Genomic DNA, 13,908 nt, shown 5'->3' with positions numbered 1-13,908 from the left:
TTTAAGCAGTGTTCCTTGCCTTGTCCTGATTTAGTGCGGGGAAAGCCCTTTCTTCAGCTGCCAGTGCCGCCAGCTTGCGCCTGGCACGCTCGGCACCGACACGCCTCAAAGGCTCTTCTACATAGCGGAAATTGAGCTCCGCCAGCACCACGATGAGCACGCCCGCCACGAGCAGCAGCAACGGAACAATCTCGACCGTATAGGCCTGGCCGGTAGCTTCCAGATAGCGAGTCACACCTTCATGGGTGATGCGAAATACCGGCAGGTGAATCAGGTAGATCCCATAGGACCGGGCCCCGAGCCACGACAAGATGCCGGTCAATGCCTGGTAGCCAAAAAGGTAGCCCCGCCCATAAGAGGCCAACCAGACGAGCATGGCGGCAATCATCGCCAACAGGCCCATGTTTACCGACCATGTGAAAAACAACGCGGGGACGGTAATCAACAGACCAAACAGCAACAGCGTGACCAGCAGCGCTACGGGGCGTCGAGCAAGGATGCAAGGCTCCAGGCGCTTGTACCAGATGCTGCGGGACAACAGGAAAACCAGAATTCCCCAGGCGAAGCCGTCGATACGAAATGAGGCGAGATATTGCGAAGTCATATCGCCGAATGGATTACGGGCGAGCGGGAACTGGATCGCGACTACCAGCAGAAGTGCTGCGATCCTGGCACGCCTGCCTGTAATCAGCAGCAGGAACAGCGGCAGCACAAAGTAGAACTGCTCCTCCAGCGACAGACTCCAGTACACGTTGTTTGGGGCCAGCCAGCCATACATGTGCGCGATGTTCGCCGAGAAGCTGAAGATGGCCAGGGCGCTTTTCAGGTTCTGCTCAAGATCCATGAATACGCCAGTTCGGTTGAAAACGACGGCGCAAAGTATGCCAATCAAGACCCACAACCAGGCCGAGGGGAGCAGGCGATAACAGCGACGTAGCCAGAATGCTCGAGCAGCCAGCCAAAACGAGCCATTGGCGCGGTGACGATCGAAATAATCGCAGTAGCTTTTGGCAACTACATAGCCGGAGATGCAGAAGAACAGATCTACTCCGACACCAAAGCTGGCATACCGAAACAGCGGCATCATGCGTTCGGCAATGAAAGGAGAGAGCAGAATGACATGGGCAACCAGTACCAGGCAGATCGACACCGCTCTCAGCTGCTCGATCTCCAGATTTTTCGCGTCACGGCTCACGCTTATCTTCCTTGCTCAGGCGAGTGATATTGCAGCCACTGTCCTGACTTTTGCGAGGAAAGCCATCCCAGTCATAGATCGAGAGATAAGCTGGGAACATGACGCTGTCACACAACACCCTATAGTCCACAGCGCGAGCAGGAAATACCTGGGTCACGCTATGCGCCGAGCCGGTCCAGAGCGCCCCTGATCTGGCGAAGTCGGCAAAGAAGTACGGCTCCACGCCCGAGTAACCAAAAGAGACCGTAGCACCTGGCGGCAGCGCTCTGACGAAGGTTCTGACTTTGTCGATCTCCCCCTCCGGCAAGAAGTCGCGTGCGAGCTTGCCCAGGGAGGGCTTCAAGGGGTCCAGTTCCGGTGTACTGCGATACCCGTAGTAACAGAGCTGGCCGAACAACAGCAGCGCTACGACTAGACTCGCACCACGAGTGATCGGCTTTGCCAGCGCATTGCCGCTCGCCAAGATGCCGAGAATCAGCAGCCAGAATCCAAAATTGAAAGCGCAGTAGTACCACATGCTATGGCCGTTCAGAGCCATCGCGATAAAGGCTATGCCATATAACGAAAGCAGAACTTCTGTCGCGAATCGTCGGTGTACAGCCAACTGCAGCACAGGAATACAGAAGCAGACCGCCAACAGCGCCCAACCGGACGCTCCACCCATGACGGAAGAGCCCAGCTTGAAGGCGAACTGAAAGCGCATGTCCTCGAGGAAGCCTGCGATGTTCTTGAGTACGAACAGGCCGTACCCACCTAGCGCGACGGCTGCAAGCACCAGTGCAAGCAACTCCCAAGAACCAACAGTCAAACTCTCGCGCCGAACGATCTTCCAGCCGACCAATACGGCGTAGGGCAGCAAGAAGTACACCGCATTGAAGTGCACGGTGGCCGAGAACAGCACCAGAGCCAGCCCCAGAACATATTGACGCTTTAACGCAGCCAGCAACGACAGCATGAAGAGCAGGCTATAGAGCGACTCCATCCGCCCGACATTGGCGATGACCAGCGCATAGGGCGAGAGAAAAGCCACGAGCATCAGCAGGATGCCCAGTTGGCGTCGCCAACCGCACAAGCTGGCCCGCACGACCAGCAGAGCAACCATACCGAGACCGAGGTAGAGAACACTGGATACCCAGCGTGACACCTCAAAGCTGTAACCAAAGACTTTATATATGCCTGCCAGCAGCAACATGAAACCCGGCGGCATCCACATCACCACACGGTCACTGTTCAGCCCGTAGACATAGAAGCTGCCGGTGCGACTGAACTCGAATGCCTGCGAGATGAAAGCTGTCTCGTCATTCCAGGGAATGGGGAACTCCATGCCCATTGCCAATCGGACGAACAGCACACCTGAAACAAAAAAGAGCATGCAGCAGATGCTGAAAATATTCTCTCGCGACTTCAGGGCATTCAGCATTTTTCACTCACGATGCTTTCTTAAGAATCTTATTGGCCAAGGTAACCCCGCGCGCCCTGAGGGGAATTTCTACAAAGCGATAATTCAAATCGCTCAAGAGCAGGATCAGAGCGCCAGCCATAATCAACAAAGGCCAAAACATATTTTCATCGGGGCCCAGCGATGCAGGGGCTAGCCGATGGTAAAGCTCCCGCGCGAAGAAAAATGCCGGAATATGTACCAGATAAATGGCGTAGGAGCGCGTCCCCAGCCAAATCATCAGGTTCTTGAACAACCCGTTTGGAAAAAGCAGATCAGCATCGTATGAAGCTACCCAAACCAAGGCAGCCGAAACGACAGCGATGATTCCATAATTGAAATGGATAGTGCTGAGCCATTCTGATCCGAGAGCCGCTATGCATAACAGCATGCTGAACAACGCCAGCATGCCCAGTCCATTACGGGCCAGCCGAGTCGGCTTAAACGCCTGATAAGACGGATGTGCGGACCAGAGCGCGAGCAACACTCCAAGTGCAATGGCGTCCGTACGGAACATCAGCATGATCAATGAACGCTGCTGGAAGAACTGCAACAGTACCAGCGCGAGCAATACCCAAACCAAGTAACGCCGAGCAATCAACACTACCAGCGGAAGCAGGAAATAGAATTGCTCTTCCAGTGACAAACTCCAATACGGAAAACTGGCACCATAGAAATAGCGCATGAAGCTATCAGCGAATCGCAGATTGGCTATCTGCAGCACCCCAGCAAAGGTGGCCTCAAGATTGGTCTGGAAGCTGCCGAACGCCTCTGTTGAGTTGAACCAAATACTGGCAAGCAAGATAACGCCCAGCCATAGCCAGGCGGATGGCCACAAGCGCCATGCCCTACGCACCCAGAAGGCCAGCGTGATGGCTCGAGCCACCTTACCGCTCTGACTTTCACGCAGACGCGGTATCAAGTCCCGGGCGATTACAAAGCCAGAAATAGCGAAGAACAGATCGACACCGACGCCTCCACAGAAGTAGCTGTAGAAATGCGACATCGCCGAACTGCTCCAAGTGAACAGAGCACCATTGGCGTGATGGATAACCACGAACAGCACGGCAAAACCGCGCAGCATTTCAATGTCGGCTATGCGGTTGCTCATTGCCCGGTAGGTGGGGAAGAAGGCTTGCGGGCGATGATCGCTTGGCTCTTAGGCATCGCCTCGTCCAGCGCCTTCTTGATGCGTGGACCATCCGGAGTAGAAAGCAGGATGCCCCACGTACGCTGCCAGGTCTCGAGCAGCGGATGCCATGGCGGCGACAGCTCCTGCTTGCACGCCCAGAAGAAGAACCACCAGATGGACCAGTAGAAGCCGTAATAGGCACGCTTCTCGACGATCAGACCAGCATCGGTGAGCAGCTTCTCGAACTCGTCACGCTGGAAGACACGAATATGGTTGGGCCGCTCGAAGTAAGAAGCGGGAGCCAGGTTTTTCTGTACGTTCTCGGCCAGCGCATCCGGAACCGTGATCAGGTACTGCGCGCCAGGCTTGCCGACACGTACCAGCTCCCTCACGAACTGCGCCGGATCCTCCACGTGCTCCAGCACCTCCATGGCTACTACCTTACTGACACGCGCATCTGGCAACGGCAGCGGGTTAGCGTCGGTCACCAACGGCACAACGCCACGTGCACGCGAGCCCTGCAACGAGCGCTCGACCCCAGCGATCTTCTCCCCGTCGATGTCGGCGAAGATAACTTCAGCACCGAACTCGGCACAAAAGCGTACGAAAGTGCCATCGCCACAACCAATGTCCAGCACGCTATCTTCAGCGGCTATCGGGAACCCCTCGAAAAGCTCCTGGCTTTCACGATGAAACCAGCCACTCAGATGGGCGTCGGTCAGCGTTGGGTCATCCGCCACCTGGGGGCGTTCAGGTTGCACAGGGGTTCCAAGTACCCGACGTCCGATTCGCTTCAGCAATCCCAGCATGGGAGTCCTCATTATCTATTTGTTGCAGGTTCACAGTGGCTTGCGCGCCACTATCACCTGACTCTTGGGAAGTAACTCATCCAGCGCATTCTTCATGGAGTCGGATGCGGGCATCTTGATGATGGCGTGCCAGAGCTTCGCCCAATCATTGACGATCTGCGGATATGGCGGCTGCACCACGTCGTGCGGAATCGAGTCGAGATCCTGCCCCGTCGACTTCGCCCAGGTCCAGTAAATGAGCATCCACATAGACCAGAAGAAGCCATAGGTTCCACGATGCTCGATGATCAGCCCCGCATCCTCCACCAGTCGCGCGAACTGCTCGCGGGAAAACACGTGGATATGATTGGGCGCGCTGAAGTAAGACTGCGGGGCCAGCCCCTGCTGCATGTGCTCGCTACGCGCATCCGGTACCGCCAGTAGATACAGAGCGCCGGGTTTTCCAACACGAACCAGCTCCCTCATCACCTTTTGCGGATCCGACACATGCTCAAGCATCTCCAATGCGGCTACCCGCGTGGCCGTGGCATCTGCCAATGGCAGCGGATCGGAGTCCGAAACCAGCCCCTGCGCAGTGCGTGCAGGCGTAGCAACGACGCGCTCGCGCAGGTTCTCCACCTTCTCCGCCACCACATCACTGAAGATCACATGCGCGCCCCTGCTGGCGGCAAACATCGTGGCAAAGCCCGCGCCACAACCGACATCGAGCACGACATCATCGCCACCGATCGGGAAGCCTTGAAACAGCTCGCCGCTCTCGTTCTGGAACCATCCGCTTTGCACAAGATCGACCAGCCCGCAATCGCGGGGATCGACGTAATCTGCATCAGAGACTACGTCTGATGCATCGACATTGAGCTGCGGTGCTTTCTGGCGCCAGAACATCAACTTGCTCAGCATGTTGGCAGCTCCTCGAGCTGCATAAGCTCGCGCAGCCTCTGGCTTGCCTGCTCTCGGGAGCAGTGCCCCCGCATCCGCTCAACCGCATTGCGCGACATCTCGGCATAACGCGCAGGCTCCTCGCGAACACAACGGTAGGCGTCCTTATAAGCCTGAACCAAGGACTCCCAATTGATCTGTTGCTGACAGGTACGGAAAGCGGCTCGCGGGTCCTGGGGCCAGGCCCTGGCTTCCTGCCAGCCATCCACCACGAAGCCGACTTCCGTGTCCATGTAGTCGAGCATGGCGGAATTGCGCGGAGCCACCGCAGGCCGACCGCAGGAGAGAAACTCCATCAACGGCAGGCATTGCCCTTCACCGTAGGAGGCATTGACCACGAAATGGGTCGCCTCGATCAGCCTCTCGAAATCCGCACCCTCGAGGAAGCCATTGAATACCACCACCCGGCAGGCGAATCTGGGCAGCCGCGCCATGCAGATAAGCATGTCGTTGATTTCCGGCTGGCAATCGTTGTTGCCCAACTTGAACACCAGGGTAGCGTCCGGACAGTCATGGAAGGCTGTGCAGAATGCCGTCAGCATGTCCACCCAGTTCTTTCGGCCGTCGCTAGGATTGAACAGGGATGTAAATACCACTCCGGACAGAGCCAGCCGCGGCTCCCGGGGGAACCAGCTCTCAGGCATTGGCGGCTTGATCGGTTCGGCTTTCGGCGGCAGCGGCTGACCGAACAGCTTGTGCCGGGCATACAGGTGCCAGTCGGCGAGAAGCTCGCGACCCACCAGGCGGTACCACTCCATGGCATAGCGATAAGTGATGCGAAGCAGAGACTGCTGGCGCTCACGCGGCAGCGCCGCCGCAGGACTGGCAGCGCCGCGAGGCTGGCGCGCCGCGGCGACTGCGGCTACCACCTTCTCGCGATCGGGGAGTTGCTCCGCGAAATCGGCAGCATGGCTGTCGATCAGTATGCCCGAGCTGAGATGCAGCTCCACGGCTTGCGGACTTGGCTGTGCGGCAAGACGTTCGCGCAGCGCGGCGTACTTGTCCCAGACCGGTGCGGGGATGGACGCCACTGGATAGTCCGCCCCCATCTCTCGCCTGATGAGATCAAGGGTCATTCCGGAGTGGGTGATCGCGTGGCCGCAGCGTGCCAGCGCATGGCGCCAATTCTGGTGGCGCTCGCCGAACCAATGTTCGGTGGGGATGCTGTCGAACTCCCAAGCCAGAACCGGCCAGGTGGGGCAGCGAAGACCCAACGGGGTCTTGTGTGGCGGCGTGAAAGAAAGGAAAACGCACTTCTCGCCGCCCTTACGGGCCTGGGCATAAAGCGCATCGACTTCGCGCAGCGGATCCTTCACTACCTGCACTTCGCCCAGCCCGCGCAGGACGGGAAGGAACTCCTTGAGCACGAAGTAATAGCTGTACTCGGACTGCCCCAGATTGCTGGCGATAGTGTCGGCATTGACCTCGGAATAAACCAGGAACCTCATCGCGGCAGCTCCTCGCATTGCGAGGCTGGCGCCGACTGCGACAGCATCTTCGCCAGGAAGCCCTGCAACTCGCCCACCACACGTTCCAGAGAGCTGAAGTCGCACAGACGGGCGCTTGCTTGCCTGGACATGCTCGAATAACGCGCCTGATCGCCCGCGATTTCGTAGCTGTCCCGGTAGAGCTGCATCAACGACTCCCAGTTGAGGCGATGGCTGTGCGTCAGATGTATGCCGGTCGGGTCGTGCGGCCAGTCGGTTGGCTGGAGGCAGGAATCGACGAGAAATGCGCAATCTTCATTCAGATAATCGGCCATCGCCGTATGGGCTGGCGCCAGCGCCGGCCTTCCGCAACTGAGGAACTCCATCAGCGGGATACACAGCCCTTCGCCGGAGGAGGCATTCACGTAATAGGTGGTTGCCTTGATCAATTCCAGGTACTGCTCATCATCGAGAAAGCCGTGAAGCGCGATGACTCGACAACGGAATGGCGACAACCGCGCCAGAGTGTTCAAGAGAGTGCCGCGATATAGCTCGATGTCCCTGTGGGTCATCTTCAGTATCAGCGTGGCATCCGGCTGATCGCGGAAGGCCCAGCAGAAGGCACTGAGCATATCTATCCAGTTCTTCCTCCCGTCCGCCGGATTGAGCACGCTGGTGTACACGACGCCATCGACACTGACCGGGCGCAATTCCGGCGCTTGCGCTTCCGGCTGGGATAGGCCGGGGCGTGCCATGGGCAGGCGCACTTCATGCCACCAACCCTGCAGCAGAGCCTTGCTGATACGTTTGGCTTCGGAATAGGGACGATGGGCGACGCTCTTGGGGTCCAGCCTCAGCTGTCGGCTATCGATAACCTGTCCGGCGAAACGGAAACTTCTCGTCCCTTTTTCAACTGGCCATCCCTGCTCCGGACAAACGCTCGCGAAGCGCGACCAGATCGGCGCCGGCAATGCCACAACCGGCACGCGCCCCTGGCAGCTGCGCTCGACCAGTGCGGCCGCTTCTCGACTGGTCGGAATCACACCGGACAGCCGCGAGAAAACACGGCTCCAGTCGTTACTCGGGTCGGCATGCCAGTCACCGGATTGCGCCCTGGCCGCTTCCTCTTCCGAGATACTCGGCAGCGAATCGAACTCCCAGGCAAATACACAGATGGTCGGGCAGGCCAGATCCAATGGGGTCTGATGAGGTGGAGTGAAACTGAAAAAAACGACCTGCTCACCGGCTTCTCGATATTGCCGGTAGAACGTATTGACCTCTTCGATGCTTTTGACACTTATCACCTGCCCCAATCGTTCGAGGGCGGGAAGAAAGTCCTTCAGCAAAAAGAAGTAGCTGTACTCCGGCTTGCCCAGGGCCGCCTGAATACTGGATTGGTCGATTTTTGAACCAACTAGAATGATCATGTCGAATCAGCCCACACCACACCCCGACTGATCTGGATGCGGTACCGCCTATAAAAATAAACGCGCACTCAAGCAGCAAATGCGGACCAAAGCAAGCAGTCTCGGATGATAAGGGCCGTTTCGGCGTAGATGTCGACCATAGCCCCATTGCTGCCTGCAATGACCACCCGTTATTTCTCGCAGTAACCTTCCATTCCGCATCTTTCATTCATAACCGAGCGGCGGCATATCTGGCCGCGACATTGCAGCTGGCAGCCAGCAATCTGAAGCTGACCTACAGCCACAATCATCGAGATCACGTGACAAGCCTCCCGCCTCAGGCTCTGTGAGCTTGAACTGACAGGGCCTATTTTCGTCCAATACCCAACCCTACCCGTTTCGCCTGTTTGGAGCCGCTGCCATGCGCCGCCTGTTGTCCGCCCTTCTTGCCACCTCCCTATGCCTCGCCGCCGGCGCCCAGGCGCAAACCCTGGTGGCCACCAGCAACATCATCGTCCGCGCCCTGGACCGTAGTTTCGACTTCACGTCGGATACCACTACCTCGATTCGTGACATGAAGGTCGTGCTGGCCGCTCGTGACGATGCTGCCAGCTTCGTCGCCAGCCAGGGCGATATCCGCGGCGCGCGCCTGGAAGCGGCATTCGCCACCCTGCGTGAGCAGCTACCAGAAGCCCGCGGCGCCTCCGACCAGCAACTGGCCGAAGCCATTCTCGCCCTGTGATCCCGCGCGCCGCGCGCTGGCTGCTGGCACTTCTGCTGCTCAGCGGCACCAGCGCCCAGGCCGGACTGCGCCTGAGTCTGGACGCCGAGGACCTCTCCCTCGCCGAACGCCAGGCCAGCCAGGAGCTGCTCGACGAAGCCAGCGCCGCCCTGCCGCCGAGCTTCGTCCAGCGCCTGGACCGCGGGGTGACGGTGCGCTGGTCCGCCGACCTGCCCGCCGCCGTCTATGGCCGTACCACTCGCTTCGACGCCCTCGCGCTGAACGCCAGCCTGCTGCCGCGCCTGCTCGACCCAGCGCAGGCCGAAGCGCCCAGCGGGCGCGCCCATGGCAGCCTGCGGCGCGAATTGCTGGCCACCGTGTTGCACGAGCTGACCCATCTCTATGACCGCGCCCGCCTCTGGCCGGAGGCCGAGCGCCGCCTGCTGGCCCGCTGCCGGCAGGACTCGCAGGCCAGCGGCCTGGTCGGCCAGCGCGCCGAATGTCGCGGGCAGGATGCGCGGCGCTTCACCCTCAGCGACGACCCGCAGCTACTCGACCTCGCCGGCTGGCAGCAGCAAGTCGGCCGCCGCGGTGTCCGCGAGACGGACAACGGCCAGGTGGCCCGCTCGCCGGATAGCTACGAGCTGAGCAACCCGCGCGAGTTTCTCGCGGTGAACATGGAATACTTCCTCCTCGACCCGAGCTACGCCTGTCGCCGCCCCACCCTGCAGCGCTACCTGCGCGAGCATTTCGCCTGGCAGCCGGCAGCACAGGCGGCATGCCCTGGCGACTATCCCTATCTGAATGCCGGCCGCGACTTCGCCCGTCAGCCGCTGGGCAAGCTCGATCCCGAGCGCGTCTACGAGGTCGATTACCTGCTGGCCGAAGCCAACCAGCAATGGGCCAGCCGCTGGGGCCACAGCATGCTGCGCCTGGTGGTCTGCGCACCGGGCCGCCCGCGCGGGCCGGCCTGCCGCCTGGATCTGGACCAGCATCTGGTGCTGTCCTACCGCGCCTTCGTCGGCGACGTGCAACTGTCCAGCTGGGACGGACTGACCGGCGCCTACCCCTCGCGCCTGTTCATCCTGCCGCTGGCCCAGGTCATCGAGGAGTACACCAAGGTCGAGCTGCGCAGCCTGTCCTCGATACCGCTGCGCTTGTCGCGCGATGAAATCGAACGCCTGGTGCGGCGCTCCGCCGAGCAGCACTGGAGCTACGACGGCGACTACTGGTTCCTCTCCAACAACTGCGCCGTCGAGACCCTCAAGCTGCTGCGCGGTGGCACCGGCCGGCGCGAGTTGCAGGACCTCGACAGCATCATGCCCAACGGCCTACTGGAGATTCTGGAAGGGCGCGGCCTGGCCGACAGCAGCGTGCTCGACGACCCGCGTGAGGCCCTGCGCCTGGGCTATCGCTTCGACTCCTTCCGCGAGCGCTACCAGGCGATGTTCGAGATCCTGCGCTCGCGCCTGGACATCCCACAGCCGGCCGTCGAGGACTGGCTGGCACTGCCGGCCGAGCAGCGCCGCAGCTGGTTCGCGCGTGCCGACCTGCGCGCCAGCGCCGCGCTGCTGCTACTGGAGCAGGCCGCCCTCCGCCGCCAGCTGCTGCTGGCCCAGGAACAGCTCAAGCAGCGCTACCTGAATGCCCGCGACAACCCCAAGGAAAGCCGCTTCAACGCGGCCGACGCCACGCTGCAGCAGATCCTCGACAACAGCGGCTTCCTCAGCCGTCCGGCCGAGCTGCTGGACGCTGGCTACGGCCTGCCGCAACCCGGTGAATGGCAGCAGCTGGAAGCCGCCAGCAGCGAGCGGCAGACCCGTCTGCGCCAGCTCAGCGACGACCTCGACAAGGAAGTGCGAAGCCTGCTGGAGCCGGAGCTGCTGGCCGAGATCGAGGCCGGCGAGGCCAATCTGCAGCAGCTCGGCCAGCACCTGCGCGAGCTGCACAAGGCCAGCGGCGGCCTGATCCTGCCCTGACGCCGCCGCTACAGGCGCTCCTCCTCTTCCTCCGGCAGGCCCGGGTCCAGCCGCAACCAGGGCAACCGGCTGCCGATCCAGATATGCCGGTTAGCCGGCGCCAGCTCCGGCTGGTCGAGGCTGGCCACGGTGATATCCAGGGTGTCCGGGCTGTGGCTGGTGAACAGCGTCAGATGGCAGCCGCAGTGAGCGCAGAAGTAGCGCGTGCAACTGGCCGAGGAGGCGTAGGCAGCGGCGCTGCCGTGGGTCCAGCGGAAGCCGCTCATCGGCAGGGTCAGCCAGGTGGTGACGATGCCGCCCGTGGTGCGCCGGCAGATCGAGCAATGGCAGTGGGCGATGTCGCGCAGCGGCGCCTCGAAGGCATAGCGCAGGCGGCCGCAGTGACAGCCGCCGGTATGGGTTTCGGACATGACAGGCTCCTCGGTGCTGGTTTTCACCCTAGCGGCGATCCGCACATTTGCCCATCCATGCCGCCGCCGACGTCCCCTCCTCACGGCACGAACGGTCATCCATCGAAAGCCCGCTGAAAGCTTGAGCCCCTAGCATCCGACGACCGCCGGCCCCGGAACCGGCGTTTCGACAACAACAAGATGGGCGCAAGCCATGTTCCGCCACCGCCTGCTTCGCCCCGCGAAGTGAATGAGCGGAACAGCACGCCCGTCCGGAGATAGCCTTATGCTGACCTTCCTCGGCTTCGCCATGGTCATGACTTTCATGTACCTGATCATGACCAAACGCCTGTCCGCCCTGATCGCCCTGATCATCGTGCCCATCACCTTCGCCCTGATCGGTGGCTTCGCCGCCGGCATCGGCCCGATGATGCTCGAGGGCATCGGCAAACTCGCCCCGACCGGGGTGATGCTGATGTTCGCCATCCTCTACTTCGCCCTGATGATCGATTCAGGTCTGTTCGACCCGGCGGTGCGTGCCATCCTGCGCATGGTCAAGGGCGACCCGCTGAAGGTGTCGATGGGCACCGCCGCGCTGGCCCTGATCGTCTCCCTCGACGGCGACGGCGCCACCACCTACATGATCTGCGTCGCCGCCATGCTGCCGCTGTACAGCCGGCTGGGCATGAGCCCGCTGATCATGGCCGGGCTGATCATCCTCGCCGGCGGCATCATGAACATGACGCCCTGGGGCGGCCCCACCGCCCGCGCCGCCAGCGCCCTGCACGTCGACCCGTCGGACATCTTCGTGCCGATGATCCCGGCCATGATCGTCGGCTGCATCGCCCTGTTCGGCGTCGCCTGGATCTACGGCAAGCGCGAGCGCGCCCGCCTCGGCGTGCTGCACCTGCCGGACGACCAGGACAACCACGCCGAGATCAGCGTCTCGCAGTACCCGGAGGCGCGCCGACCCAAGCTGCTGTGGATCAATGGCGCGCTGACCGCCGCGCTGATGGCCACCCTGATCGCCGGCCTGCTGCCTCTGCCGGTGCTGTTCATGATTGCCTTCAGCATCGCCATGATCATCAACTACCCCTGCCTGCAGCAGCAGAAGGAACGCGTCGCCGCCCATGCCGGCAACGTGCTGGCGGTGGTCGGGCTGATCTTCGCCGCCGGCATCTTCACCGGCATCCTGTCCGGCACGGGCATGGTCGAGGCCATGTCGAAGAGCCTGCTGGCGGTGATCCCCGAGGCAATGGGCCCGTACCTGGCGGTGATCACCGCCCTGGTGAGCATGCCCTTCACCTTTTTCATGTCCAACGACGCCTTCTACTACGGCGTGCTGCCGGTGCTGGCCGAGGCCGCCGGCCACTACGGCATCAGCCCGGTGGAAATGGCCCGCGCCTCGATCGTCGGCCAGCCGGTACACCTGCTCAGCCCGCTGGTACCCTCGACCTACCTGCTGGTGGGCCTGGCCAAGATCGAGTTCGGCGACCACCAGCGCTTCACCCTCAAGTGGGCGGTGCTGATCTGCCTGGCCATCATGCTGGCGGCGCTGCTGCTCGGCGTGTTCCCGCTGTTCGGCGGCTAAACTCACGGCTTGACGGAATTTTCACGCAAAGGCGGCTAGAATCGCGCCGCCCCGCGTGGCCTTCGCCTACCCAGTACAAAGGAATCCCTAAATGGAATGGTTCACCAACCCGGAAATCTGGGTTGCTTTCCTGACGTTGACCGCCCTGGAAATCGTCCTCGGCATCGACAACATCATCATGATCGCCATCCTCGTCGGGCGCATGCCGCCGCACATGCAGGCGCGCACCCGGCTGTTCGGCCTGGCGCTGGCGATGGTCACCCGTATCGCCCTGCTGCTGTCGATCACCTGGATCATGCAGCTCACCAACGACCTGTTCGAGCTGTTCGGCCAGGGCATCTCCGGGCGTGACCTGATCCTGTTCTTCGGCGGCCTGTTCCTGCTGTGGAAGAGCACCACCGAGATGTACCACAGCCTGGAAGGCGAAGACGAAGCCGAGCAGACGCCGGGCAACACCGCCGCGCGCAACTTCATCGGCACCATCATCCAGATCGCCATCATCGACATCGTGTTCAGCCTGGACTCGGTGATCACCGCCGTCGGCATGGTCTCCCACGTGCCGGTCATGGTCGCCGCGATCATCGTCGCCGTGCTGGTAATGATGCTGGCCGCCGGCACCATCAGCGACTTCATCGACAAGCACCCGTCGCTGAAGATGCTGGCCCTGGCCTTCCTGGTCGTGGTCGGTACCGTGCTGATCGCCGAAGCCTTCGAAGTCCACGTGCCGAAGGGCTACGTCTACTTCGCCATGGCCTTCTCGCTGGGCGTGGAAGCACTGAACATCCGCATGCGCGTCCTCAAGGGCCGCAAGGAAGACCCGGTGAAACTGCGCAAGGACATTCCGGGCGAGTAAGCCGCAACGCGTGAACAGAAAAACGGGGC

The 13,908-nt window shown here is 61.3% G+C and carries 12 protein-coding genes; 4 read left to right on the top strand and 8 right to left on the bottom strand.

Annotated features, from left to right (window positions below; genetic code table 11):
* Position 1: 1 nt before the first annotated feature.
* Genes PTT45_RS19560 through PTT45_RS19530 form a run of 7 tightly spaced genes read right to left on the bottom strand, consistent with a single transcriptional unit; the run spans position 2 to position 8,367 of the window.
* On the bottom strand, positions 2–1,195 hold the full coding sequence (locus tag PTT45_RS19560) for an acyltransferase family protein (RefSeq protein ID WP_273815600.1): 1,194 nt from the start codon (positions 1,193–1,195) through the stop codon (positions 2–4).
* Positions 1,185–2,615 carry a hypothetical protein gene (locus PTT45_RS19555; protein ID WP_273815599.1) on the bottom strand — a complete coding sequence of 477 codons (1,431 nt, stop codon included), beginning with the start codon at positions 2,613–2,615 and terminating at the stop codon, positions 1,185–1,187. The genes PTT45_RS19560 and PTT45_RS19555 overlap by 11 nt, the downstream gene beginning before the upstream one ends.
* Positions 2,616–2,622: 7 nt before the next feature.
* Positions 2,623–3,744 (bottom strand): acyltransferase family protein, encoded by a 1,122-nt coding sequence (locus PTT45_RS19550; RefSeq protein WP_273815598.1) that lies wholly within the window; start codon positions 3,742–3,744, stop codon positions 2,623–2,625.
* Entirely contained in the window at positions 3,741–4,574 is an 834-nt protein-coding gene (locus tag PTT45_RS19545) for a methyltransferase domain-containing protein (protein ID WP_273815597.1), read from the bottom strand. Before PTT45_RS19545 ends, PTT45_RS19550 begins: the two co-directional genes overlap by 4 nt.
* Positions 4,575–4,604: 30 nt before the next feature.
* Positions 4,605–5,474 (bottom strand): class I SAM-dependent methyltransferase, encoded by an 870-nt coding sequence (locus PTT45_RS19540; protein WP_273815596.1) that lies wholly within the window; start codon positions 5,472–5,474, stop codon positions 4,605–4,607.
* Entirely contained in the window at positions 5,468–6,961 is a 1,494-nt protein-coding gene (locus PTT45_RS19535; protein WP_273815595.1) for a glycosyltransferase, read from the bottom strand. Before PTT45_RS19535 ends, PTT45_RS19540 begins: the two co-directional genes overlap by 7 nt.
* Positions 6,958–8,367 (bottom strand): glycosyltransferase, encoded by a 1,410-nt coding sequence (locus PTT45_RS19530; protein ID WP_273815594.1) that lies wholly within the window; start codon positions 8,365–8,367, stop codon positions 6,958–6,960. The genes PTT45_RS19535 and PTT45_RS19530 overlap by 4 nt, the downstream gene beginning before the upstream one ends.
* 400 nt (positions 8,368–8,767) lie before the next feature.
* On the opposite strand from PTT45_RS19530, the gene PTT45_RS19525 reads away from it, so the two are divergent.
* Positions 8,768–9,088 carry a DUF2388 domain-containing protein gene (locus tag PTT45_RS19525; RefSeq protein WP_273815593.1) on the top strand — a complete coding sequence of 107 codons (321 nt, stop codon included), beginning with the start codon at positions 8,768–8,770 and terminating at the stop codon, positions 9,086–9,088.
* Positions 9,088–11,046 (top strand): DUF7844 domain-containing protein, encoded by a 1,959-nt coding sequence (locus PTT45_RS19520; protein WP_273816040.1) that lies wholly within the window; start codon positions 9,088–9,090, stop codon positions 11,044–11,046. The genes PTT45_RS19525 and PTT45_RS19520 overlap by 1 nt, the downstream gene beginning before the upstream one ends.
* A gap of 8 nt (positions 11,047–11,054) precedes the next feature.
* On the opposite strand, the gene PTT45_RS19515 is transcribed toward PTT45_RS19520, so the two are convergent.
* On the bottom strand, positions 11,055–11,456 hold the full coding sequence (locus PTT45_RS19515) for a GFA family protein (protein WP_273815592.1): 402 nt from the start codon (positions 11,454–11,456) through the stop codon (positions 11,055–11,057).
* Between the two features lie 265 nt (positions 11,457–11,721).
* On the opposite strand from PTT45_RS19515, the gene PTT45_RS19510 reads away from it, so the two are divergent.
* Both PTT45_RS19510 and PTT45_RS19505 read left to right on the top strand, forming a co-directional pair.
* Positions 11,722–13,026 carry a CitMHS family transporter gene (locus PTT45_RS19510; RefSeq protein WP_273815591.1) on the top strand — a complete coding sequence of 435 codons (1,305 nt, stop codon included), beginning with the start codon at positions 11,722–11,724 and terminating at the stop codon, positions 13,024–13,026.
* Between the two features lie 91 nt (positions 13,027–13,117).
* Positions 13,118–13,879, top strand: coding sequence for a TerC family protein (locus tag PTT45_RS19505; RefSeq protein ID WP_273815590.1), 762 nt, complete (start codon positions 13,118–13,120; stop codon positions 13,877–13,879).
* Positions 13,880–13,908 lie beyond the last annotated feature (29 nt).

Source organism: Pseudomonas sp. Gutcm_11s, assembly GCF_028649395.1.
Classification (GTDB): Bacteria; Pseudomonadota; Gammaproteobacteria; order Pseudomonadales; family Pseudomonadaceae; genus Aquipseudomonas.
This window is presented reverse-complemented; position numbering and strand designations above follow the sequence as displayed.

What these genes read in the sequence shown, in the direction of transcription:
- PTT45_RS19555 (WP_273815599.1), bottom strand. Translation starts at nt 2,615, where the DNA reads ATGCTGAATGCCCTGAAGTCGCGAGAGAATATTTTCAGCATCTGCTGC.
- PTT45_RS19550 (WP_273815598.1), bottom strand. Translation starts at nt 3,744, where the DNA reads ATGAGCAACCGCATAGCCGACATTGAAATGCTGCGCGGTTTTGCCGTG.
- PTT45_RS19545 (WP_273815597.1), bottom strand. Translation starts at nt 4,574, where the DNA reads ATGCTGGGATTGCTGAAGCGAATCGGACGTCGGGTACTTGGAACCCCT.
- PTT45_RS19540 (WP_273815596.1), bottom strand. Translation starts at nt 5,474, where the DNA reads ATGCTGAGCAAGTTGATGTTCTGGCGCCAGAAAGCACCGCAGCTCAAT.
- PTT45_RS19535 (WP_273815595.1), bottom strand. Translation starts at nt 6,961, where the DNA reads ATGAGGTTCCTGGTTTATTCCGAGGTCAATGCCGACACTATCGCCAGC.
- PTT45_RS19530 (WP_273815594.1), bottom strand. Translation starts at nt 8,367, where the DNA reads ATGATCATTCTAGTTGGTTCAAAAATCGACCAATCCAGTATTCAGGCG.
- PTT45_RS19525 (WP_273815593.1), top strand. Translation starts at nt 8,768, where the DNA reads ATGCGCCGCCTGTTGTCCGCCCTTCTTGCCACCTCCCTATGCCTCGCC.
- PTT45_RS19515 (WP_273815592.1), bottom strand. Translation starts at nt 11,456, where the DNA reads ATGTCCGAAACCCATACCGGCGGCTGTCACTGCGGCCGCCTGCGCTAT.
- PTT45_RS19510 (WP_273815591.1), top strand. Translation starts at nt 11,722, where the DNA reads ATGCTGACCTTCCTCGGCTTCGCCATGGTCATGACTTTCATGTACCTG.
- PTT45_RS19505 (WP_273815590.1), top strand. Translation starts at nt 13,118, where the DNA reads ATGGAATGGTTCACCAACCCGGAAATCTGGGTTGCTTTCCTGACGTTG.